This window comes from Thiomicrospira aerophila AL3 (assembly GCF_000227665.2).
Taxonomy (GTDB): Bacteria; Pseudomonadota; Gammaproteobacteria; order Thiomicrospirales; family Thiomicrospiraceae; genus Thiomicrospira; species Thiomicrospira aerophila.
On record NZ_CP007030.1, the window covers coordinates 1,494,176 to 1,517,990 of the forward strand.

Annotated in this window: 23 protein-coding genes; 7 read left to right on the top strand and 16 right to left on the bottom strand. The window is 44.8% G+C overall.

Going from position 1 to position 23,815, the window contains the following annotated elements:
- The first annotated feature begins 9 nt into the window (after positions 1 to 9).
- Positions 10 to 363 (top strand): Hpt domain-containing protein, encoded by a 354-nt coding sequence (locus THIAE_RS07295; RefSeq protein ID WP_006460574.1) that lies wholly within the window; start codon positions 10 to 12, stop codon positions 361 to 363.
- On the opposite strand, the gene THIAE_RS10615 is transcribed toward THIAE_RS07295, so the two are convergent.
- Positions 360 to 3,416 carry a response regulator gene (locus THIAE_RS10615; RefSeq protein ID WP_006460575.1) on the bottom strand — a complete coding sequence of 1,019 codons (3,057 nt, stop codon included), beginning with the start codon at positions 3,414 to 3,416 and terminating at the stop codon, positions 360 to 362. The two genes, THIAE_RS07295 and THIAE_RS10615, sit on opposite strands and share 4 nt — an antisense overlap.
- 7 nt (positions 3,417 to 3,423) lie before the next feature.
- A complete protein-coding gene (locus tag THIAE_RS07305; RefSeq protein WP_006460576.1) occupies positions 3,424 to 4,761 on the bottom strand; it encodes a PAS domain-containing protein in 1,338 nt (445 codons plus the stop codon).
- Positions 4,762 to 4,910: 149 nt separating this feature from the next.
- Here THIAE_RS07305 and mutS point away from each other — a divergent pair, with 149 nt between their 5' ends.
- Genes mutS through THIAE_RS07320 form a run of 3 tightly spaced genes read left to right on the top strand, consistent with a single transcriptional unit; the run spans position 4,911 to position 9,032 of the window.
- Complete coding sequence (gene mutS, locus THIAE_RS07310) at positions 4,911 to 7,538, top strand: DNA mismatch repair protein MutS (RefSeq protein ID WP_006460577.1); 2,628 nt, start codon at positions 4,911 to 4,913, stop codon at positions 7,536 to 7,538.
- A 56-nt stretch (positions 7,539 to 7,594) separates the two neighbouring features.
- A complete protein-coding gene (trxA, locus tag THIAE_RS07315; protein ID WP_006460578.1) occupies positions 7,595 to 8,458 on the top strand; it encodes a thioredoxin in 864 nt (287 codons plus the stop codon).
- Positions 8,459 to 8,510: 52 nt separating this feature from the next.
- Positions 8,511 to 9,032, top strand: a complete 522-nt coding sequence (locus tag THIAE_RS07320; RefSeq protein ID WP_006460579.1) for a hypothetical protein — start codon at positions 8,511 to 8,513, stop codon at positions 9,030 to 9,032.
- Positions 9,033 to 9,040: 8 nt separating this feature from the next.
- On the opposite strand, the gene THIAE_RS07325 is transcribed toward THIAE_RS07320, so the two are convergent.
- From THIAE_RS07325 to ffh, 9 genes are all read right to left on the bottom strand, one after another.
- A complete protein-coding gene (locus THIAE_RS07325; RefSeq protein ID WP_006460580.1) occupies positions 9,041 to 10,093 on the bottom strand; it encodes a succinylglutamate desuccinylase/aspartoacylase family protein in 1,053 nt (350 codons plus the stop codon).
- 5 nt (positions 10,094 to 10,098) lie between these two features.
- Positions 10,099 to 11,004: a 30S ribosomal protein S6--L-glutamate ligase gene (rimK, locus tag THIAE_RS07330; protein WP_006460581.1), complete on the bottom strand. Its 906-nt coding sequence runs from the start codon at positions 11,002 to 11,004 to the stop codon at positions 10,099 to 10,101.
- A 32-nt stretch (positions 11,005 to 11,036) separates the two neighbouring features.
- Positions 11,037 to 11,522: an ATP-dependent zinc protease family protein gene (locus THIAE_RS07335; protein ID WP_006460582.1), complete on the bottom strand. Its 486-nt coding sequence runs from the start codon at positions 11,520 to 11,522 to the stop codon at positions 11,037 to 11,039.
- Positions 11,488 to 12,297 carry a glucosaminidase domain-containing protein gene (locus THIAE_RS07340; protein WP_006460583.1) on the bottom strand — a complete coding sequence of 270 codons (810 nt, stop codon included), beginning with the start codon at positions 12,295 to 12,297 and terminating at the stop codon, positions 11,488 to 11,490. The genes THIAE_RS07335 and THIAE_RS07340 overlap by 35 nt, the downstream gene beginning before the upstream one ends.
- 91 nt (positions 12,298 to 12,388) lie before the next feature.
- The gene (rplS, locus tag THIAE_RS07345; RefSeq protein WP_006460584.1) at positions 12,389 to 12,733 is read right to left on the bottom strand and encodes a 50S ribosomal protein L19; all 345 of its coding nucleotides are present in this window, start codon (positions 12,731 to 12,733) and stop codon (positions 12,389 to 12,391) included.
- 121 nt (positions 12,734 to 12,854) lie between these two features.
- Positions 12,855 to 13,541, bottom strand: coding sequence for a tRNA (guanosine(37)-N1)-methyltransferase TrmD (gene trmD / locus THIAE_RS07350; protein ID WP_006460585.1), 687 nt, complete (start codon positions 13,539 to 13,541; stop codon positions 12,855 to 12,857).
- Between the two features lie 8 nt (positions 13,542 to 13,549).
- Positions 13,550 to 14,059, bottom strand: coding sequence for a ribosome maturation factor RimM (rimM, locus tag THIAE_RS07355; protein WP_006460586.1), 510 nt, complete (start codon positions 14,057 to 14,059; stop codon positions 13,550 to 13,552).
- 16 nt (positions 14,060 to 14,075) lie between these two features.
- Positions 14,076 to 14,312, bottom strand: coding sequence for a 30S ribosomal protein S16 (gene rpsP / locus THIAE_RS07360; protein ID WP_006460587.1), 237 nt, complete (start codon positions 14,310 to 14,312; stop codon positions 14,076 to 14,078).
- Positions 14,313 to 14,508: 196 nt separating this feature from the next.
- On the bottom strand, positions 14,509 to 15,891 hold the full coding sequence (gene ffh / locus THIAE_RS07365; RefSeq protein WP_006460588.1) for a signal recognition particle protein: 1,383 nt from the start codon (positions 15,889 to 15,891) through the stop codon (positions 14,509 to 14,511).
- Between the two features lie 130 nt (positions 15,892 to 16,021).
- Here ffh and THIAE_RS07370 point away from each other — a divergent pair, with 130 nt between their 5' ends.
- From THIAE_RS07370 to THIAE_RS07380, 3 genes are read left to right on the top strand one after another with little or no spacing between them, the layout of a single operon-like run.
- Positions 16,022 to 16,816, top strand: a complete 795-nt coding sequence (locus THIAE_RS07370; protein WP_006460589.1) for a cytochrome C assembly family protein — start codon at positions 16,022 to 16,024, stop codon at positions 16,814 to 16,816.
- Between the two features lie 55 nt (positions 16,817 to 16,871).
- On the top strand, positions 16,872 to 18,158 hold the full coding sequence (locus THIAE_RS07375; protein WP_025299366.1) for an HlyC/CorC family transporter: 1,287 nt from the start codon (positions 16,872 to 16,874) through the stop codon (positions 18,156 to 18,158).
- Between the two features lie 4 nt (positions 18,159 to 18,162).
- Positions 18,163 to 18,975, top strand: a complete 813-nt coding sequence (locus THIAE_RS07380) for an inositol monophosphatase family protein (RefSeq protein ID WP_006460593.1) — start codon at positions 18,163 to 18,165, stop codon at positions 18,973 to 18,975.
- Here the strand turns inward: THIAE_RS07380 and radA are convergent.
- The 5 genes from radA to THIAE_RS07405 all read right to left on the bottom strand — a co-directional run bounded on the left by radA (position 18,972) and on the right by THIAE_RS07405 (position 23,814).
- A complete protein-coding gene (gene radA / locus THIAE_RS07385; protein ID WP_006460594.1) occupies positions 18,972 to 20,336 on the bottom strand; it encodes a DNA repair protein RadA in 1,365 nt (454 codons plus the stop codon). The two genes, THIAE_RS07380 and radA, sit on opposite strands and share 4 nt — an antisense overlap.
- 71 nt (positions 20,337 to 20,407) lie before the next feature.
- Complete coding sequence (locus THIAE_RS07390) at positions 20,408 to 21,076, bottom strand: cytochrome c1 (protein WP_006460595.1); 669 nt, start codon at positions 21,074 to 21,076, stop codon at positions 20,408 to 20,410.
- Positions 21,073 to 22,317 carry a cytochrome b gene (locus THIAE_RS07395; RefSeq protein WP_006460596.1) on the bottom strand — a complete coding sequence of 415 codons (1,245 nt, stop codon included), beginning with the start codon at positions 22,315 to 22,317 and terminating at the stop codon, positions 21,073 to 21,075. Before THIAE_RS07395 ends, THIAE_RS07390 begins: the two co-directional genes overlap by 4 nt.
- The gene (petA, locus tag THIAE_RS07400) at positions 22,317 to 22,931 is read right to left on the bottom strand and encodes a ubiquinol-cytochrome c reductase iron-sulfur subunit (RefSeq protein ID WP_006460597.1); all 615 of its coding nucleotides are present in this window, start codon (positions 22,929 to 22,931) and stop codon (positions 22,317 to 22,319) included. Before petA ends, THIAE_RS07395 begins: the two co-directional genes overlap by 1 nt.
- A gap of 139 nt (positions 22,932 to 23,070) precedes the next feature.
- On the bottom strand, positions 23,071 to 23,814 hold the full coding sequence (locus THIAE_RS07405; RefSeq protein WP_006460598.1) for a Nif3-like dinuclear metal center hexameric protein: 744 nt from the start codon (positions 23,812 to 23,814) through the stop codon (positions 23,071 to 23,073).
- Position 23,815: the final 1 nt, after the last annotated feature.

Genomic DNA, 23,815 nt, shown 5'->3' on the forward strand with positions numbered 1-23,815 from the left:
GTTAAAGACATGATATACGGCAACCCATCCTTCCCAATTTTGTCTAAAGATATCATGGATAGCTTGTTTGAGGAAATTGGTGATGAAACATTTTATGAAGCACTCGACGCATTTATGGCCGAAATCGGTGAATTTTCTGCACAGGCACTCCACGGCCTATCTCTAGAGGATCTAAGAGTTCAAGCACACAGTTTAAAAAGCAGTGCCAGAATGTTTGGCACCATAGCACTGGCAGAAAGCGCATTTGAACTCGAAAAAGCATCCAAAAGCCAGAATCAGGCTCTAGTGAATGAACTTCTTGCGCAAATATTAGTTGAGTGCCAAAGCACTCTCGAAACCCTTAAAGAAACCTGTTCAGTTTAGCCAAAGTAAGCATTTAAGATTTGAGCCAGTTTTTTGTTATCAAGGGGTTTTAATAAAAAACCATTCATACCGACCTGCCAACAAGCCTGTTTATCCTCATTTTGCTCGGCACCGGTTAATGCAATAATAATCGGCTGTTGAATATGCGCCTGTTGGCGAATCCAGCGAGTTGCTTCAATTCCGCCCATTTCAGGCATAATCAGATCCATGAAAATAAGATCATAGGCTGATGCATTTTTTTCTAACAGTGCCACAGCCTCTAAACCATTATTCGCGATTGTAGGACTAATACCTAATAACTTTAATTGTTTTTTAACGACGATTTGATTAACTTTATTGTCCTCAACTAACAATACCTTTAAATGACCAAGATCTTCAGTTTCTGTCATCGCTGTCTTATTAGTTAATGGACCAGTTTGACTCTCATCGCTGGATATTTCACCTAGTGTGACTTCTCTATCCTTCATCGCACTCGCCCACTTGGGCACCAACGAACGAACAGCATCACGAGTAGAGAGGTAACAGCTTACCAAGGCTTGGGTTAATTGACCACAGGACTCCCTACCTTGACAGTCACCCTTAAAACAGCTCAATGTGAATTGATTAATTTCTTTAACCAAGGCTTCTAAAGACAGATTGGAGGCTACACCAAACAGGGTATGTAATAAAGACTTGAGCTGGTTTTGCCCTTGCTCATCTGCAAATATTGATTCATCTGCAGCCAAACTTTCTAATGCTTTAAACTCTTGATCACACTGGCTTAAAAACTGCTCTAACAGATTGAAATAAAGCGCATAATCTTGATTAACGCGATGCAAACCAGCTCGAACATTAATCCATGGAACATAGTCTTCAGACAACTCATAATACTGATTAATCAATGCTGGCGAAAAATCTAAACTGGTATCGGCAATAATGGGTTCGGCCTCTTCATTCTGTGGTAGAAACCTAGCTAACTGCTTGTATAAATCACGTGTTACCAGTGGCTTACTTAAGTGATCATTCATGCCCACTTCAAGCGCTTTATTTTTGTCTTCAATCATAGCTGCGGCTGTAAGCGCAATAATTGGAATGTCTTTATGGGTTTGTCGAATATGTCTAGTTGCTTCATACCCGCCCATTACGGGCATTTGAACATCCATCAAAATCAAGTCAAATTTTTGCTCAGCGACTCGCTGAATAGCTTGCTGACCATGCTCTGCTATGGACACCGTTAAACCAAAGGATAAAAGCTTTTTTTGCGCAACCTCTTGGTTAATTTGATTATCCTCAACCAATAACACATGCCCCATAAGAGGATGAAAAGACGATTGTAGAATTTGCTGATCAATTGATCGCTCTCGTTCTATATCAGCGATTTGCTCATCAGTGCAGTACAAAAGCGGAACTACAAAGCTAAACTCCGAGCCTTGCGTTTTTTTACTTGTTACTTCGATGCGACTTCCATTCATCGCATAAACAAGATTTTGACTAATGACTAAACCTAGCCCGGTGCCACCAAATTCACGCGTAATAGAATTATCCACTTGTGAAAAAGATTGAAACAGTTGGGCCAGATCCGTCTTGGACATACCTATGCCCGTATCACAGACGATAAACCTGATATGGTCAGCGCCTTCAGCAACGGACTCAAGCAAAACATGAAGCTTGACATGCCCTTGCTTAGTGAATTTGATTGCATTACCTATGATATTAATGAGCACCTGATTAATACGCAGCTCATCACCCAGGTAGTATTGCTTAATTTTATTATCAACATACAAATCAAAATCGAGTTGCTTTTCTGATGCCGCTGCTGAAAATATGTCCCGAAGATGTGTAATGACATCTGGAAAATGAAAAGGCTTGGCGACAATTTCTAGCTTTCCGGCTTCAATCTTTGAAAAATCTAGAATGTCATTTAGGATACCTAGTAATAAGCGTCCAGATAGGCTGATTTTTTTAAGGTAGGTTTTCAAGTCATATGGGGAGCTTTCCTGCAACCCCAATTCACTCAAGCCAATAATACCATTGAGTGGTGTACGAATTTCATGGCTCATATTCGCTAAAAACATTGACTTAGCTGCATTAGCCTGTTGAGCCAATTCAATTTGCTCCATAAGCTGTCGATGAATATTTTCCGACTCAGTAATATCGATCAACGACACAATAACCCGGTCGGTTTTAACCGACTTGACCGCTGTCGCACTAAAGATAGTAATACGTCCTTGATAGTTCAGCTTAATTTTATGCACCCTATTAGGATAACGAAGCAAGACCTCAAACCACTTTAAATCTTGATTTACTTTAAAATAACCTGGATCATCAACAAATAATTCTTCGATAGAGCGATAATCTTGATTAAATGAGCCTATGGAAGTGTGACTACGAAAATATTTAAAAAAACCACCACTAACTTCAACAATTTGGTTGGTATCCAACACCAAGATAATATGGTTTTGTGACTCTAGAATATCCCGCACCATATTGTTTTCCAACTCTAGACGCTTTTGCTCATCGGATATATCTACCAGAGTTAAAATATTTTGCGATAGACCAGACTCCTTGAAGTGTCGCGTCATCAACATACCGGCAACATATTTTTCAACATCGAAAGTTTTTAAGGTTAAGCGGCTGTCAAACACGGCTTCCTTATCAGCCATTAATACCGAAGCAATCCAGGCTGCACTATTGGCATCAAAAAAACGATAGATCGAGTGCTTTAATGCCAAATGATTATTTTGAATACCAAATAAAGCCAAACCTTCATTATTAATCAGTTGAATCACCCCACGTTCATCGAGTAACACCACTGCTACGGGCATTTGTTCAAAAACTTGCTGTAATTTACGCTGAGAATGGGACAGTTTTTCATGCAAAGCAATCAATTCATTATTCTGAATTTCAAGTTCAGCCTCATAAATACGCATTTGTTCAATCACGTTTTGCAAGGATAAATGCGCCTGATCCGAACTATCATTTAACACGAGATCCTGATGCTCGTTTAATAACGCAACCGCGTGCTTGCGTAGATCATCGAGCTTTTTGGGCTTAATAGGTTTAAATGCATCCATAGTTAAATTATTCTCTGAGCTCAGTTAATGAGGCGCTTAAATTGTGGTGCGAAACAATTGCTTTTATTTTACTCAAACCTGATACACGAATGACCTGAAGATTAAACCAGCGGTGTTCGAATGGGGAGTGGCAGGGATAAATCAAAGAAAAATTATCTAACTTATCATTGAGCAAAGATTTTAATTGCCAGTAACATCGCCTAGCACTTGGGTCAGGGTAATCATCTGATACTCGACATGCATGCAGATAATCATCCCCCACCCCAGTGTAACTCAAATCTTTAATACCATTTGCAAGCGCAAACCGTCTCCAAGCGCGATTAGTATATAGAATTGTGCCTTTATTGGACAAGATAGCAATATGCTGTGGCAAAGCATCTAACAAACCTTGTAAAGTACGTTTTTGCTCTAGGTGGGTGGTTTCCACAAAGGTTAAAATCCAGCCGGGTTGAATATTATTTTTATTGAGTGTGACTAACCAAGAATGCTGTTTTTTATCCACTAACTCTACAATAGACTGCCCATCAATTGTTGACTGTTTAACTAACTCAACAAAATTCGCTACCTCAAGATAACAGTTGATATCCGCCAAAGGACGCCCTATGTCGTTTTCTTCTAGTGCAAATAAACTTTTTACCGCTGTGGTAAAACGATTAATGTTTAAAGACTCATCCAAAATAAGAATAGGCATGTCGTATGCGGCTAAGGCTTGATGATAATACTGGTGAACTGAAACCAGCTCTTCAAACTTTTTTGCATGTAAATTATTTAGCCTAACCAGCTCTTCATTCATAACGTGAAGCTCTTCATTCGATGCGACCAACTCTTCATTCGATGCCATTAACTCCTCACTGGTTGTACGCAATTCCTCTTGGAGTGCTTCTAGCGTATGAATGCTGCGTGTAAGATCAAGCTGCACAGAAGTAATTTTGCCTTCCAGACCCTGCTGCTTGGCCAGCAAATCACTGTTATTAAGGGTTGCTGTTTGTTGCAAAGATCTTAAATGATGATGGTTTAATTTAAAAACTAATAAACTTGCTGACTTGGAGGCGAGGCGGCGCAAAATAAAACTGATCACGCCATGCCCAATTGCAACATCACCATCAAGTTGAAGCTTAGTTGGTTCAGTGATTAGCCTTTGCCATAACGGCAGCAAAGTTTGCTTAAAAGGCTCATTAAATCCATTTTGCCAGTTTTCTAGACTAGTGAGGCTATCAGCATTTTGAACCTCTAAGATACTCGTTAAATCATATTCTGCTAAGTTAGATGCAAGTACTTGACCCTTGTCAGCAATCAACATGTAAGGATAAGCCAAATACTGCGCAAAAAATGGATTACTATTCATTCAAAATCAACGTCAAGGTTAAATCTACCATGTCTATTCTACGCAAAATTTAATGGGTCTGCTCAATTTCACACCAGATTGAATCTTGCTCAGTTACTTGAGCCTAACGACTTTTGCTAAAATGGCCTATTTAAAATTTGTTGTTAATTATGAACGCACCGAAAATAGAACATCTGGCTCATCACACCCCAATGATGCAACAATATTTGACCATCAAAGCGGAACACCCGGACCAACTGGTGTTTTATCGCATGGGCGATTTTTATGAGTTGTTTTATGACGATGCAATGAAAGCCGCCCGCCTGCTAGACATTACCCTTACCCAGCGCGGTCAATCCGCTGGCAAACCTATCCCGATGGCAGGAATTCCCCACCATAGTGCTGAAGGCTATTTAGCCAAGTTAATTAAGCTGGGGGAATCAGTCGCTATTTGTGAACAAGTGGGCGATGTGAATACCAAGGGACCGGTAGAACGCAAAGTAGTCAGAGTTTTAACACCCGGCACGCTGACTGAAGATAGCCTGCTTGAAGCCCGCCAAGATAACTTATTAGTGGCTTGGACACAAAGCGCGCAAAAAATTGGTATTAGCTGGTTAGATGTGGCCAGCGGGCGCTTTGAAGTAACTGAATTTGACCAGCTGGATGCGGCACTCAATGAATTACATCGGCTCAATCCGGCTGAACTCATTTTGGCCGAATCCTGCGATCATCCCGATCCCACGAGTAAAGTCCGCACTCAGCGCTTACCGGACTGGCTAAGTCAAGACACTGCCGCCAAACGGGTGTTACTCGACCATTTCAAAACCCGTGATTTAAGTCCTTTTGGCTGCGAACAGGCGCCTGTCAAAACCACTGCCGCCGCCGCACTGCTTTACTATGCTCAAGCGATGCTGCAACAACCGCTGCATCAAGTCACGAGTCTGCAAAGCTATCATACCGATGACTATCTGATCCTTGATGCGATTACCCGCCGCAACCTTGAATTAGATACGCATCAGCAAGGCTTTCAGCATCACACCTTATTTCACTTACTTGATCACTGCCAAACCCCGATGGGTAGCCGATTGTTGCGCCGTTGGTTACGCCAACCTTTACGCCGTCGTGAACAGATTTTGCAACGTTTAAGTGTGGTCGATTGTCTGGTGATGAATCAGCAACATAGTCAGCTGCAAGCGCACCTTAAACCCATTGGCGATTTAGAACGGATTTTAAGCCGCGTCGCATTGAGTAGCGCAAGACCCAGAGATTTAAGCCAATTAGGACGTAGCCTGACAGCATTACCAGGCCTGCTAGACTGGGCGACTCAGTGGGAGGAAGTCCACTGGTTAAGCTCACAAATCAATTCATTTGAGACCTTAGCCGATGAACTGGCTCGGGCGATTGTTGAGCAACCACCCCTGTTGTTGCGAGAAGGAGGCGTATTCAAAACCGGCTATGACCCAGAACTCGATCAATTATTAGCGCTCAAAACCCAAGCCGGCGATTATTTAACCGACTTAGAAAAACGCGAACGCGAACGAACAGGGTTAGCAAGCTTAAAAATCGGCTTTAATCGTGTACAGGGTTATTATATTGAATTGAGCAAGCAATACAGTGATCAAGTACCACTCGATTATACGCGCCGCCAAACGCTCAAAAATGCAGAACGCTACATTACCGCCGAACTGAAAAACTTTGAAACTCAAATTTTGAGTGCCGACGATAAGGCACAAGCACGGGAACAAGCGCTCTATGAACAATTGCTGACTAAAATTCAAGCACAGCTCATCCCTTTGCAACAAACCGTTCATGCGCTGGCCGCGCTCGATGTGTTGGCCAATTTTGCAACACAAGCCTTAGCACGTAACTATGCTCGTCCAACCTTTCAAGATCAACCAGGCCTGCTCATTGAGCAAGGTCGCCACCCAACAGTTGAAGCCTTATCGCACGATCCTTTTATTTCCAATGATGCCGAGTTTGACGACCGCCGCCGCTTACATATCATTACCGGCCCTAACATGGGCGGTAAATCGACCTATATGCGCCAAACCGCTATTATTACGATTATGGCGCACATGGGCTGTTTTGTACCGGCTAAGCAGGCCTGCTTTGGCCCAATAGATCGCATTTTTACCCGCATTGGCGCATCAGATGACCTGACCTCAGGACGCTCTACCTTTATGGTAGAGATGACCGAAACAGCACATATTTTGCGCCATGCGAGTGCCGAATCGTTAATTTTGATGGATGAAGTCGGTCGTGGCACCTCAACCTTCGATGGCTTGGCGCTGGCCTGGGCCATTGGGGACTATTTAGCGACCCAAGTAAAAGGCTTTTGTTTATTTGCTACCCATTACTTTGAGCTCACGAACCTTGCCGAACAGTTTGATAATACGGTCAATATGCACCTGACGGCCATCGAGCACCAAGATAGCATTGTATTTTTACACCAAGTCAAACCTGGTCCAGCATCACAAAGCTATGGCTTACAAGTGGCGGCCTTAGCTGGAGTGCCCTCCGCCGTCATCACCCAAGCTAAAATGAGGCTAAATGAACTAGAGCAACGCGATATGAGCGCCCTAAAACCGAGCGCTAACCTAGCGCCAACTACATCAGCTCAACCTCAAGCAGGCCTGGTAGCACAAACCAACGAGCAACAGGTTCAATTTGACCTCTTTAATAACCCCGAACCTGACCCCATAATACAGGCTATAACAGATTTAGATCCTGACCAACTAACACCGAAACAAGCACTTGAGTTGCTGTATCAATGGCAATCTCAATTAAACAAACACTAGTTAATTAAGCGCTAATAACCCTGCGCTAACCCAACATCAAGAGGATAAAAATTAAGATGGCAAACCCACTGATTGCAGACGTTAATGAACAGAATTTTCAACAAGTCGTGCTAGACAATTCGCATCATCTGCCGGTGCTGGTCGATTTTTGGGCGCCCTGGTGCGGTCCCTGTAAAGCCGTCATGCCTATTTTGGAACAATTGGCCAAAGATTATGCCGGACTCTTTTTGCTTGCGAAGGTCAACATTGATGACAATCAAAATCTAGCCAATCAATTTGGGGTGCGTTCAGTGCCTACTTTTAAACTGGTCAAGGCCGGACAAATTGTTGCTGAACTGACTGGCGGACAGCCCGCATCCGCTTTCAAAGCCCTACTTGACCAACATATTAGCCGCCCATCAGACGCCTTAAGAGAGCAAGCACAACACGCCCAGCAAGCTGGCCAAACCGAGCAAGCCATTGCCTTATTACAACAAGCGGCTGAGCTGGACCCCAATAATCACACTATTCACCTTGATCTAGTCAATATATTACTTAGCACGCGCCAATTTGAACAGGCGACCACCCTGTTTAATGCCCTACCCAGCACAGCACAAGAGAGCGCTGAAGGTAAGGCCGTAACAGGCCTGCTCCATTTTGCTAGCCTAGCTGCAGCAGCTGACGATATTCAAACCATTCAGCAGACACTGCGCGATAATGCCAACGATCCCGCCGCGCTGCTGGGCTTTGCAAGTATCTTGATGCTTCACCACGAATACGAAAAGGCCATGCAAGCCCTACTCAAACTGGTGATGGTGGCCAACGACTATCAAGATGGGGTCGCTAAAAAAAGTTTATTGATCATTTTTGATGCCCTAAAAGCCAGTCATCCCGATTTGGTGAAAACCTATCGGCGTAAATTGCAAAGCTTCCTTTTTTAAACGCATCATTTTTTGTTAATATGCCTTCGGTTAAAAAAATAGGATTTTCGCTATGCAACTGAAAAAATCATGGTTAGCACTGACAGGTCTGGTCGCAACAGGTGCGTTGGCCTTTTCATTAGCCACACCCGTTATGGCCAATGAGGCCGTTAAAACCGAGACCAAAGCTGAAATTTTTAAGGCGCCTGAAGACTTATCTACAGTACGCCCTGTGTTACTTTGCCGCTATTACCATCAACAAACCCCTGAAGAACAACAACGTTTTTATAATCGCGTTGATTCTTTGGGCTTATTAAGTCACCGTGATTACGACATGATGTCTGAGGGCAAGGTGGTAGTCGGTTCGTCACTCTGTGGCATGTATATGACCAAAGGTGAACCTTTATTCGAAGATGGCATTCAAATTCGCCCACTGGTATTTAAGGTTGTGCATGTCTATGAAGACGAGTACATTGTGACTCAAAGTGGCATGGTAATGGAAATTCACGAACGAGTAGAAGGTGAAATGCCGCCCTCTCTTGATAGAACTGTGCCAGAGGTTGCACCGCCACCTGTCGCACCTAGAACGCGCTAATCGCTTCACTAGCCTTGATCGCTGATCAAGGCATTCATTTGTTCCGTAAATTGTTCAATATCCGCCACTGCCTGATCTGTCTCGCTGAAACTAGCAATATGACAAAGTGCTTCCCCTTCATGCACCAAAGGTAATTGCAATAAACCTATCACCACGCCACTGACCGGCGCATAGATAGCTATCGGCTGCTCACCTAACGGGTCGGCAACGTCGCCAATCAAGGTTTGATTTGCTTCGATTTTCTGGCCTAACCTAACTAGGCTGCGAAAAATACCGCCCTGTGGCGCACGCACCCAACTTGAACCGCGCGCGATAACAGGCTCAAGTTGCGATTTTGATTGCTTAACGGTGCGACTGCGCACCATGCCTAATTGTCGCATCACCCGCAAAATACCCTGTACCCCCGCACGAATAGCGACCTCATCGAAACGCAACGCCTCACCCGCCTCATAGAGAATGGTGGGGACACCCAACTTGACCGCAGCTTCACGGAGCGAGCCATCACGAAGGTTTGAGTTTAAAATGACCGGTGCGCCAAAGGCTTTGGCTAGCTCTAACACCTGATCTTGAGCAAGATCAACACGAACCTGAGCTAAATTGGTACGATGTCTTGCGCCGGTATGTAAATCTATTGCATGGGTAGCCAATGCCAAAATATCTTGAATAAATAAATAAGCCAAGCGGCCAGCTAAAGAACCACGCTCTGAACCTGGAAAACTGCGGTTTAAATCCCGGCCATCTGGCAAATAGCGACTTTGGTTAATAAATCCGTGGACATTGACAATCGGCACCGCGATTAACGTGCCTTTTAGATGCTTTAACTGCCGATGCTTCAATAGGCGTCTAACAATCTCGACCCCATTAAGTTCATCACCATGTATCGCCGCACTGACCAACAGAATCGGGCCATCTTGATAGCCACGATGAACCTGAATCGGCATGGTCATGGGCGTTTGGGTATATAACTGACCCAGTTGAATATCAATGCGCTTGACTTCACCGGGGGCAATCGTCACCCCTTGAATCACTAGGGTTTGTGGCGTTTTACTCAAGCGCGTCATTAACCCTAACCCTTACCCTTGGTTTTAGTACGATTAGGTTTGGCATTTTTTTCGATAAATTCAATAATCATGCTCGCAATGTCTTTTTGCGATGCCGTTTCAATACCCTCCAGACCCGGCGAAGAATTGACTTCCATCACCACCGGACCGTGGTTAGAGCGCAAAATATCTACACCACACACATTTAAACCCAAAATACGCGCCGCTCTCAGCGCAGTGGCGCGCTCTTCGGGTGAAATCCGAATAAGGCTTGCTTTGCCACCACGATGCAAATTAGAGCGAAACTCACCTTCTTGTCCTTGGCGCTTCATTGCCGCGACCACTTTACCGCCCACTACAAAACAGCGAATATCTGAACCACCGGCTTCCTTAATAAACTCCTGCACCAGAATATGCTCTTTTAAACCCATAAAAGCTTGAATAACACTTTGCGCGGCCTGCTTGGTTTCAGCGAGCACCACCCCAATACCCTGGGTGCCCTCTAATACTTTAATCACCGCCGGCGCCCCGCCAACAATATTTAACAAATCATCAATATCATCAGGCGAATGGGCAAAACTGGTTACCGGTAGCCCCACGCCATGTTTGGACAAAAGTTGTAAGCTGCGTAACTTATCCCGCGAGCGGGTAATGGCAACCGATTCATTTAATGGATAAACACCCATCATTTCAAATTGGCGTAACACCGCCGTGCCATAGAAAGTAATGGATGCCCCTATGCGCGGAATAACGGCATCAAATCCCGTCAAAATATCCCCTTTATAGTGAATTTCAGGGTTGTGCGAGGTGATATTCATATAGCAGCGCAGCGCGTCAATCACATGCACTTCATGACCGCGGGACTCGGCAGCCTCCACAAGACGTTGCGTTGAATAAAGCTGTTTATTACGCGATAAAATCGCAATTTTCATGATGATAAATCCTAATCATAACGGATGATTGATTATGCATGACCGAGATAAAAACTCCCGGCCACATTAACGATAAATCGGTTTTTTAGGGCTGTTCTGCCAAGCAACATCGGGTATTTCATCAACTTTCGACATGTCAGCGTTACCTCTATATCAAAGCGTTCACACCCCATAATAACCGTCAACTCGACAACCGAGCGATGTTGCTGCTGACCGGCGGAATTTTTGATGGTACGTTGATCTTTAAGCGGTAAGCAAAACTGACGCGCTGACGAGGCTAGTTCAGGTTGATGCGGGTAAAACTCGACCGGGAGTACAAACTTGACCCAATGCAGACCTGCCTCATCCACAGCATAATCGAGCTGCTCCACATGCAAAGCGGATGACCTTGCTCCCGTGTCCGTTTTAGCAATAAGTTTAGCGTCGTTGAGCTGAGGGAAACACACCCACTCACGCCACCCAATCGTGGCTAGCGACAGCGGCTCAGTTGACTGCGAATTCGTTGATAATTTGGTCATAGCTCACCCATTGATTAAAGCGAATTATACCCTGTAAATCAGCAATATAAGCATCCCCTCGAATAGAATAAGCAACCAAACCTTGTGCCAATTCATAACCACTTAAATAACTAGCCGCACCAAGCTGAGTTTGCTGTTTAAGCTGGCGTATTTGCGCTCGATGTTGACGAAAATCCTGATAGAAAGGTGCGCTGTTAAGATTATGCATATAAGCGGCGACCGCTGCCTGTGGCGACTCAAAGACCCGGACTTCATGATGTTGACCAGCAGGCCTGGCTGCCGGCACCAAACCACATCCTTGACTAAAGCACCATTGACCGAATAGGTTATTGCCTTCTTGCGCAAAACGAGACATGCCCCAACCTGACTCCTTGGCGGCTTGACTCAACGCCAAGGATGGCGGAATAACATCCACTTTAATCAGCATCGCCTGCCGCCACTGCACAAGATCAGCATGCCTCTCAAACGGCTCTTGATAATCATTGCCTATATTAGCCCAATACGCACGCTGTTTAGGCGTTAACTGGTTTAATTCAAGATCAATCAATGCTTGGCGTAACTGGGTCAATTCCGCATTCTGAGTAGTAATCAACGGCAACATAAAATCAACAAAAGCGAGTTTACGTGCCTCAATATCAGTAATGACTGCAAAATCCGGCAAAGTCTGTGCGGAAGATTGCGTAATTTTAATGGATTCTTGTGAACGGCTTGATGGATAAAGTTCCATCACCAGGCCTGCTAATAACAAGAGAATAAGGATAGGATAGATAGGCACCTTAAGCGACACTCCTGTTAAAGCCTGAATATAAAAAATGAATATAAAAAAACCGCCGATTGGCGGTTTTTTTAGCCTAATCGCAACGCGATTATAACTTTTCTTTGATACGCGCAGCTTTACCTGACAAGTTACGTAGGTAGTAAAGTTTAGCACGACGTACATCACCACGACGCTTCACTTCAATACTATCAACTAACGGGCTGTAAGTTTGGAAAGTACGCTCAACACCCACACCATGTGAAATTTTACGCACAGTGAACGCAGAGTTCAATCCACGGTTACGTTTTGCGATTACAACACCTTCATAAGCCTGTAAACGCTCGTTGGTACCTTCTTTAACCTTAACTTGAACAACGACAGTGTCACCCGGTGCAAATGCGGGGATTTCTTTGGTCATTTGTTCTGCTTCAATACGCTTGATGATATCGCTCATCTTAATTTTCTCCGAGGGAATCATGACTCTTCATAAGTCATGGTTACTTTATCGCAACATAATGCTGTCATGCTGATTAGTGACGCTAATTCAGCAACATCAGAGGTTGCGTCCAAATTGTTTAATTGTTTAACAAATCTGGGCGACGCGCTTGCGTACGTTGCCGCTGCTGTTCATAGCGCCATTTGGCAATATGGGCATGGTTACCACTCATTAAAACCGGTGGCACCGCTTTACCATCTACAACTTCAGGTCGCGTATAGTGTGGGCAATCTAATAACCCGTCACTAAATGAATCCTGTCGGGCAGAGTCTTGATGACCTAACGCACCCGGCTGTAAACGAATCACCGCATCCATTAGCATCATGGCTGGCAGTTCGCCGCCGCTGACCACAAAATCACCTATGGCAATTTCTTCATCAACAAAATTCTCAATAACCCGCTCATCCACGCCTTCATAACGACCACACAATAAAGTAATCCGTGGTAAAGTCGCTAATTCAGCTACCCGTTGTTGCGTTAAAGGTTGCCCCTGTGGCGACAAGTAAATCGTGTGATTAGGTTGTTCAGGCTGCTGTTGGTTAATGGCTTTAAATGTATCTCGCAAAGGCTCATACATCATTAGCATGCCAGGCCCGCCCCCATAGGGACGATCATCAATCGTTCGATGCCTGTCATGGGTAAAATCACGCGGATTCCACACAGCTAATTCATACAAGCCCTTGTCTAGGGCTTTGGCACTGATGCCCTGCGCGGTAATCGCACTGAACATTTCACCAAAGATACTGATGACATCAAATCTCAGCACAACTTACCCTAGTCTTGCTCTAGCGGCCAATCGACCAGAATCATCTTCTGCTCAAAATCGACCGATAAGACATATACATCCATCACAAACGGAATCAAATAGGTTTGCTCTCCACTGACTCGCATGACATCATGCGCACCGGTTTCAACAAGTTCCTTAATTTGACCTAAACAATGCCCATCGCGATTTTCAACCGTCATCCCTACCAAATCGTGCCAATAAAAACCGGTTTGATCATCAGGCAGTTGATCACGGAAAATTGCGATATCCGCACCCATTAAATCGCGTGCTTGCTCACGGGTATTAATACCTTCAAGGTGAACAGTAATCGCTTTACCACCTTGCGGTGCTTGCGACTCACACACTTTCATGGCTTGCCACCCTTGCGCCGTTTTAACTTGCCAGGGCTGGTAACTCACAATATTGCCAATTGGGTCGGTAAATGAAAATACTTTTACCCAACCCTTGACGCCAAAGACGCCATTAATACGGCCAACGATTAACGGCTTGTTTTCCATCGTCAACCGTTATCCGTTAAGCGCTTTTAACTAAAGACTTAACACGATCACTCATTTGCGCACCTTGTGCTACCCAGTGATCAATTCTCGCCTGATCAACACGAAGACGCTCTTCGTTACCACGCGCAGTTGGGTTAAAGAAACCCACTTGTTCAATGAAGCGTCCAGTTGGACTATTGCTGCCATTTGCTACAACCATTTTGTAGAAAGGGCGTTTTTTAGAGCCACCACGGGCTAAACGAATTACGACCATCTATTTCTCCTTAGATTAATCAGGCGATGGTAGGAAATCCTACCAACAAATTCTTCTGTCTAACGGGTCTAACGATTAGCTAAACCTTTTCTCAATTGCTTCACCAAAAGGCTTCAGCATCGAAGCCGCGGATTATACCCGAAAATATTAATATAACCTAATGATTTATTGGGTAATTTATTAATGCGTTTTGCAGCTAGAGTTTAGGCATACCGCCTAGGCCCTTACCCAGGCCTGGCGGCAACTTTCCAGCCATGCCACGCATCATGTTTTTCATGCCACCCTTAGACATTTTTTTCATCATTTTTTGCATTTGTTCGAACTGTTTTAGCAGTTTATTGACATCTTGTACTTGCATACCCGAACCAGCCGCAATGCGTTTTTTTCGCGAGCCTTTCAATAAGGCAGGATGGGCGCGCTCCTGAGGCGTCATCGAGTTGATAATCGCTTCTAGGCGTTTAAATTCTTTTTCAGCCACACCGTCTTGCAACTGATTTTTGACTTGCCCCATGCCGGGTAATTTGCCCATTAAGCCGCCAATCCCACCCATATTCTGGATTTGTTGGAGCTGCTGACGAAAATCCTCCAAATCAAATTGACCGGTTTTTTGCAGCTTGCTGGCAAAGGCTTGTGCCTGCTTTTGATCAATTTTGCTTTCCGCTTCCTCAATTAGGCTTAACACATCACCCATGCCTAAAATACGACCGGCCATACGATCGGGATGGAAGGGTTCCAAGCCATCGACCTTTTCACCCATACCAATAAACTTAATAGGCTTACCAGTAATTTCACGGATCGATAAGGCCGCACCACCACGCGCATCACCGTCGGCCTTGGTTAATACGACACCTGTCAGCGGCAGGGCATCATGGAAGGCTTTAGCCGTATTAGCCGCATCTTGACCCGTCATGGCATCGACAACGAACAGCGTCTCAATCGGTTTAACCGCTTGATGCAAGGCTTTAATCTCAGCCATCATGGCGTCATCTACATGCATCCGTCCGGCGGTATCCACAATCAGCACATCTGCAAACTGCTTGCGCGCTTCCATACGTGCACGTTCAACAATGGCCACCGGATCTTCATTCGCATTTGAAGGCGAAAACTTAACATTAATCTGGTTTGCCAAGGTTTCTAATTGCTTAATCGCCGCGGGACGATAAATGTCCGCTGACACCAGCATCACTTTTTTCTTTTCTCGTTCCGTTAACCATTTGGCTAGCTTGGCCGCTGTCGTGGTTTTACCCGCACCCTGCAAACCCGCCATCATAATGACTGCAGGTGGCTCCACTTTAAAACTAAGCGGCTCCACTTGCTGGCCCATGGTTTCCGTTAACTGTTCACGAACAATCTTAATAAAGGCTTGCCCAGGATTAAGGGCCATTGATACTTCTTGACCGAGCGCACGATCTTGCACACGCGTAATAAAAGACTTAATCACAGGTAAAGCGACATCGGCCTCTAGCAAGGCGCGCCTCACATCGCGTAACGCATCTTTAATGTTGGATTCGGTTAGACGGCCCTGACCCTTCATGGCCTTAAATGTTTTGGCTAAACGATCCGATAAATTATCAAACATAACACCCCACTCATCATCCTAACGTAAAATAATGCAATTATTTAATGCGCTAATTCGGTAATTTCTGTAAATTTAGTTATTATAGTGTATTAACCCTGCTATAAATAGATTAAAGGATTGAGCGACCATTATGATTAGCATTATGACCGCCATTATGGCCAGTGCGATGTATTTGCTAAGCAGCTATTATTTAAGCCGTTGTATTCGCGGTGACATTCCTGCCGGCACATCATTACGCGTACCCATCCTGGTTGCGGCTTCAATGGGTCTGGTTCTCCATACCATGAGCCTAACGCTTAATCTATTTACCCAAGAGGCCATGTTGTTTAGCTTTGGCAATGCGCTATCTCTGATTGGCTGGATTGGCGTGTTTTCTCTCCTACTGATCAGTTTAAATAAACCCACCGAAACCCTTGGTGTATTTATTTTTCCGCTGGGCGCAATTGTGACCTTTATGCCATATTTATTTGATACAACCAGTACCATTAGTTACGCACTGGGCTCACACATTGTAATTTCTGTATTTGCTTACAGCCTGTTAGGGCTCGCAGCAGCACAAGCCATTTTATTTTCTATTCAAGAAAAACGCTTCCAGCAACGTAAACTATCGCAACTGATCCACGCCCTACCACCCCTACAAATGATGGAAAAAACCCTCGTGCAATTAGTGGTCATTGGTTTTATTGTACTCAGTTTTGGTATTGCCAGTGGCGCCTACTTTATTGAGGATTTCTTTGCTCAAAAACTGGCTCATAAAACTTTTTTCTCGTTACTAGCTTGGTTTACCTATGCCTATTTCTTAATCGGTCATTATCGATTTGGATGGCGAGGGCAAACTGCCGCTAAATTCACTTTGGGCGCATATGTTTTCTTACTCATGAGTTTTATCGGCACGCAGTTGATACTGATGGGTATTCAACACTAGCAACTGAACAAAAAGCCGCTATAATGAAATTTCTTTTTTAAGGTTAGGCACCGTCTTGAACGATATATCGCTCATCGCACTCTTTATCATCCTCATTATTCTTATTATTCTATCAGCACTATTTTCCAGTTCTGAGACCAGTATGATGGCACTCAATCGCTATCGTCTCAAACATCAAGTTAATAATGGCCATAAAGGAGCTATGCGGGTCGAAAAACTACTCGCGCAACCCGATCGGCTGCTTGGCGTCATTTTACTCGGTAATAATTTTGTCAATATTTTTGCCTCGTCTATCGCTACCATTATTGCACTGCGCCTAATGGGTGAACCGGGCATCGCAATTGCAGCAGGCCTGCTGACACTGATTATTTTAATTTTTGCTGAAGTAGCACCCAAAACCCTGGCTGCGCTCTATCCTGAAAAAATAGCCTATCCGGCCGCGTTTTTATTACTGCCATTACTCAAGCTACTCTGGCCTATCGTATGGTTTGTAAATCTTGTCGCCAACGGCTTTTTAAAGCTATTTAAAGTTGAAGTTCGCAAAACTAAACAGGACCACTCTCTCAGCCAAGAAGAACTGCAAACCCTGATTGATGAAGCAACCGGACAATTGCCACAGCATTATCGTGACATGTTAGGCAGTATTTTGCGTTTAGAAAGCGTCACCGTTGAAGATGTCATGATTCCCAAACAGGAAATTTATGGTGTCGACACCGAACAGCCCTTTGAAGATTTCTTGAAAGACCTGCAAAAGTCCTCCTACACCCGTATTCCGCTTTATCGCGGCTCTATGGATGATGACTTGGTGGGTATTTTAAATCTAAGACGCGCCCTGCCGACGCTAATGCGTGATGATATTAGCTTAAAGGATATTATTAAACTGACCCGACCGGCTTATTTTGTACCCGAAACCACGAGTCTTAACACGCAACTGGCCAACTTTAATAAAAACAAACGCCGCATGGCCTTAATCGTTGATGAATATGGTGAGCTGCAAGGCTTACTCACGGTTGAAGATTTGCTTGAAGAGATTGTTGGCAAACTCTCAACCGATGCCCGTGCTAAAGAAGCCGAAAATATTGCGATCCATGCCGATGGCTCCATGACAGTCGATGCGGCGGAATTTATTCGTGATCTTAACAAAACCTACTTCTTGAATTTACCCACAGATGGCCCGAAAACCCTGAACGGTTTAATTCAAGAACAGTTAGAAACCCTCCCTAATAACGGCACCTGCATTCGGGTAGGCAACTATTGCCTAGAGGTTCTAGAAGTCTCTCAAAACGCGATTGAATCGATTAAATTATCTATCATCGACCCTAAACTTGAACGTAACGAGTAAATACATGCCTATCCACCCTTTTACAGATAACCAGGCCTGGTTAGCATTACAACAGCAAATTCGCCTCCTTGGCCAGCAAGAAATTCAACAACGCTTTCAGCAAGTCAGTGCCAGTCACAAGCAAGACGGTAGTCTGTTAACTGAAGCAGATACCGCAACGCAGGCTGCGGTGAAAGCTTATTTAGCTACCAACTGGCCTCAATTCGCTTTTCTAGGTGAGGAATCCGACCTGACTAGTCAACAAGCAGCTTTAGAGTCATCGCAGGGATGCTGGGTACTCGATCCGGTCGATGGTACCACCAATTTTGCCCATGGCATTGATGTCTATGCACTGTCTTTGGCGCTGGTCATTGAAGGACAAGTCGTAGCAGGCCTGGTATATGACCCCGCCCGTGATGAGCTTTTCCATGCACGTTTGGGTCAAGGGGCCTTTTGCAATGATCGCCCTTTAAACCAAGCTAGCTGCACGATTAAGCAGTTGCATAAAGCTGTCGGTATTGTGGATTTTAAACGCTTAGATACAACCATGGCATCTGCCCTCGCGACTGAACCGCCCTATGCATCGCAACGTAGCTTCGGCTCGGTAGCACTCGACTGGTGCTGGATTGCCGCAGGACGAGGTGAGCTCTACCTTCATGGTAGCCAAAGTCTATGGGATTATGCTGCAGGCTGGCTAATTTTAAGTGAAGCGGGCGGTCAAAGTGCCACACTGGCAGGTGAACAGGTTTTTATACCTAGTTTAACAAAACGCTCTGCTATTGCTGCCACCACTCCAGAGTTATTTAAACAGTGGCAAACACACCTGTGCCAAATTTAGCTGATAGCCGCCAACGCCTCAGCTAAACTGTCCACACCAATAACCTCAATATTTTGTGGCAAGGGTTTGGGTAGATTAGCTTTAGGCACGATGGCACGCTTAAATCCGTGTTTAGCCGCTTCCATAATACGTTCCTGACCACTGGGCACCGGGCGAATTTCACCTGACAAACCCACCTCCCCAAAGACTAGCCATGAGCCATCAAATACGCGATTACGTAGGCTAGATAAAATAGCTAATAGCAAGGCTAAATCGCTACTCGTTTCAGACACTTTGATACCACCCACGACATTAATATACACATCTTGATCCGCTGCTTGAATGCCACCATGTCGCTGCAATACCGCCAATAACATCGCGATACGATTGCCATCAATACCCACACTAACGCGCCGCGGCTGTCCAAAAGGCGATTCTGCGACCAATGCTTGCAGCTCTATAAGCAAGGGTCTCGACCCTTCCCAAATAACCGTCACCACTGAACCTGGCGCCGGAGTTGAGCGCCGCGATAAGAAAATCGCTGACGGGTTTTTAATTTGCTTTAAACCTAACTCAGTCATCGCAAATACACCCAGCTCATTCACAGCCCCAAAACGATTCTTTATCGCGCGCAACGTTCTGAATCGACTATCGGACTCACCCTCTAAAAACAATACTGAATCAACAATATGCTCTAATACTCGCGGGCCGGCCACCTCACCGGTTTTAGTTACGTGCCCCACAAGAAAAATGGCAATATTATTTTGTTTAGCAAAACGGGTTAAATAAGCAGCAGATTCCCGAACCTGACTTACCCCACCGGCTGCTGCACCTAACTCGGCAATCTGCATCGTTTGAATAGAATCGATAACCATAACTTGCGGACGTTCAGTTAACGCCAATTCAGTAATACGCTCTACTTCTGTTTCAGCTAAAAATCGCATACTATCAAGCGGCAATTGCATGCGCTGACCTCGCATTACAATTTGAGAAAGTGATTCTTCACCTGACACGTAGAGCACAGTATGTTGCATTGAAATCTGCGCTAACACCTGAATCAGCAGTGAAGACTTACCCACCCCAGGATCGCCGCCAAGCAAAATAACCGAGCCCGATACAATCCCCCCACCTAACACCCTGTCCAATTCAGACATCGTTGAACTTAAGCGGGGTATTGCCGCTAAATCAACCTCATTTGCAGTCACAATCATTGAGGCTTGCGTGCCACTGTAACCTTTAGCCACCGGTTTTTTGCCGGTTTTTGCAGTCACAACCTGCTCAACCAAGCTATTCCATGCACCACAATCCGGACACTGACCCTGCCATTTAGCTTGAACCGAGCCGCATTCGGTACATGCATATTCCAATTTTGTTTTAGCCATCCTATTCGCCCATCCTAGGTCAAAAAATAAAAAACCCGCCAAAGCGGGTTTTTTGTCAACAGCCTATCGATTTACTTTACATCACGCCAATATTCGCGCTTGAGTAAATAAGTTAGGATTAACAATACAAACAGGAAAGCGATTACTTTCCAACCTAAATCCCAACGTTGAACCTTTGAGGGCTCACCGACATAGTCCATAAAGTTAACCAAATCGGTGGTGAACTGGTCAAACTCAGCTTCAGTGGCATGGCGTCTAACACCCTCTAGAACATTAGGCATAGAGGTACCTTCAAGCACCTTATTGTTCCAACTGCCATCTTCTTGCTGATAATAGCCACGAATAAAGGTATAGATATAATCATTACCCTTAGCACGCGTCATCACCGACAGATCGGGAGCCTTAATCCCAAATAAAGCCTCTGAAACACCGTCCTCCATCCAGGTAGTCATGTAATCGACGGGTAGACGCTGATCATAAGACAACAGACTAACGACTTCCTCTTCAGTCCAACCCAAGTCACGCGCTACACGGTTATAGCGCATAAGTCCAGCTGAGTGACAAGCCATACAGTAGTTTACAAAATGAACAGCACCTCTTTGCAGCGACTCAGTGTCACGGACATTATTGTGCACCTTCTCAAGTTCAATGTTATAGCCGCCTGCTGCTTGAACATTCAAGCTAAAACCAGCCATCACCGTAAGGCTCACTAATGCCCAATTTTTAATTGTTTTTATCATGCTGTAACCCTCTCTGGTACTGGCTTGGTTTTTTCATGCGCCGAGGTAAATGGCAACAGAATAAAGAAAGCAAAATACAAGATAGTAAATACCTGCGCTAGCTTGGTATAAAGCGGTGTAGCGGGCAAACCACCTAACACGCCCAACACAATAAAGCTTATGAACAACATGGTTAACAGGATTTTATACGAGTTACCACGATAACGAATCGAACGTACTTTACAACGATCTAACCACGGCATCGCAAACAACACTGCAATCGAAAGGCCCATAGCTAATACCCCAAGGAATGGCTCAGGTACCGCACGCAAAATAGCATAGAACGGGGTGAAATACCAAACGGGAACAATGTTTTCTGGTGTCTTTAATGGGTCTGCTGGTTCAAAGTTTGGCGCTTCGATGAAGTGACCACCGCCCTCTGGCGCATAAAACACAATAAGGGCAAACGCAATTAAAAACAGCGTCGCGCCAAACGAATCTTTCACCGTATAGTAAGGATGGAAGGCTACGCCATCTAAAGGAATTCCGTTTTCATCTTTGTGCTTTTTAATATCAATCCCATCTGGGTTGTTCGATCCCACCTTGTGCAAAGCTACAATATGCATAAACACTAGGATCACTAACACCAAGGGTAGGGCAATCACATGTAAAGCAAAGAAGCGGTTCAGCGTTGCATCAGAAATAATGAAGTCACCACGAATCCAGGTGGCTAAATCAGGACCAATAAATGGAATGGTTGAGAACAAGCCGATGATAACCTGGGCACCCCAATAGGACATCTGCCCCCAAGGTAACATGTAACCAAAGAACGCCTCTGCCATCAATACCACAAAGATTAACATCCCAATCAACCACACTAGTTCACGTGGTTCTTTATAAGAACCATAGAGTAGCGCTCGTGTCATATGCAGGTAGATTACAATAAAAAAAGCTGATGCACCCGTGGTATGGATATAACGGATCAACCATCCCCACTCCACATCACGCATAATGTATTCGACCGAATTAAACGCATAGGCTGCATCAGGTTTATAACTCATTGTTAACCATATGCCCGATACGATCATAATCACCAGCGTTAATAACGCAAATGAACCAAAAAAATACCAAAAGTTAAAGTTCTTAGGTGCATAGTACTCAGCTACATGTTTGTTCCATGTATCTATAAGTGGATAGCGGTCGTCTACCCACTTTAACAAACCACCTGGTTCGTTAGTCTTTGATGTCTGTAATTCTGACATTACGCGAGTCCTCCTTCTTCGACTTCTTCACCGATTCTGACGACGGTTTCAGATAAGTAGCCATGCATTGGAATTTCAAGGTTGGTCGGTGCAGGTACGGCTCTAAACACGCGTCCCGCTAAGTCAAAGCTTGAACCGTGACAAGGGCAAAAGAAGCCACCTCGCCATCCAGCAGCCATATCAGGTGAGTTGGGCGCTGGACGATACAAAGGTGAACAGCCAAGGTGGGTACAAATACCCACCACAACTAGATATTCCGGCTTGATTGAGCGAGTAGGATTTTTAGCATAGGCCGGTTGTTCAGAGTTATCTGACATAGGATCACGAACTACATCATCCAATGCGGCCAATTGTTCTAACATGGCGGGGGTTCTTCTTACCACCCATACTGGCTTCCCGCGCCAGTTCACTGTCAGCATTTGCCCCGGTTGCATTTGACTAATATCCGCATTAACCGGCGCACCCGCCGCTTTGGCCCGCTCACTTGGCTGCCAAGAACCCACAAATGGCACAGCTACAAAAGCTGCACCGACCGCGCCAACAACGCCTGTTGCACCCGCCAGAATCTGACGACGCTTTAAATTTGGTGTTTCAATTACTTTCGTTTCAGACATAGTCATGACTTCCTCATGGCTCAAAATTGAACAGCTATTCTACCTAAGCGATTGAAATAGTTGTATATATAAATCTTTATAGTGCAATTAAAATAATCTATCCTGATAAATTAATAAAGCTAAGCTATTGTTTTACAAGCTAAACCGGGTTTACCAGATTCACAAATTCACAATCAATTGTGAATTTTTCCTTGATATGCTCTGCCAAGGTCGCCACGCCCCAGGTTTCGGTTGCATGATGTCCTGCCGCAAGGTAGTGAATCTTACCCTCTATTGCACTATGAAAAGTTTGCTCAGATACCTCACCACTGATATATACATCCGCTCCCCATAAGATGGCTTGGTCAATCATATTTTGCGCACCGCCCGTGCACCAGGCAACAGAGCTAACCTGCTCTGGCCCCCCGGGCAAATGAAGTGGTTCGCGTAATAATAATTGCTCAACGCGCTGCTTAAATGAGTCAATGGATTCAGGCATGGCTAGACGCCCTAATCTTAGCAGGCCTGGTTGCGGTGTTACGTCAACCAAATTGAGCTTTTGACCCAAAACCGCATTGTTACCCAACTCTGGGTGTGCATCGAGCGGAAGATGATAAGCGATTAAGTTTATATCGTGTGCCAACAGCTTTTTGAGCCTTTGGCGTTTCATGCCACATATTTCTGGTGCCTCATTGCGCCAAAAATAGCCGTGATGAACAATGATTGCATCTGCTTGATGAGCAATGGCATAATCAATGAGCGCTTCTGACGCTGTCACACCGGTAATTATTTTTCGTAATTGACCGGTACCTTCAACCTGCAGCCCATTCGGGGCATAATCTTTAAATTGATCTATCGCTAAGTAATCAGCTAAATAATCTATCAGAGTTTGTCTTGCCAACATC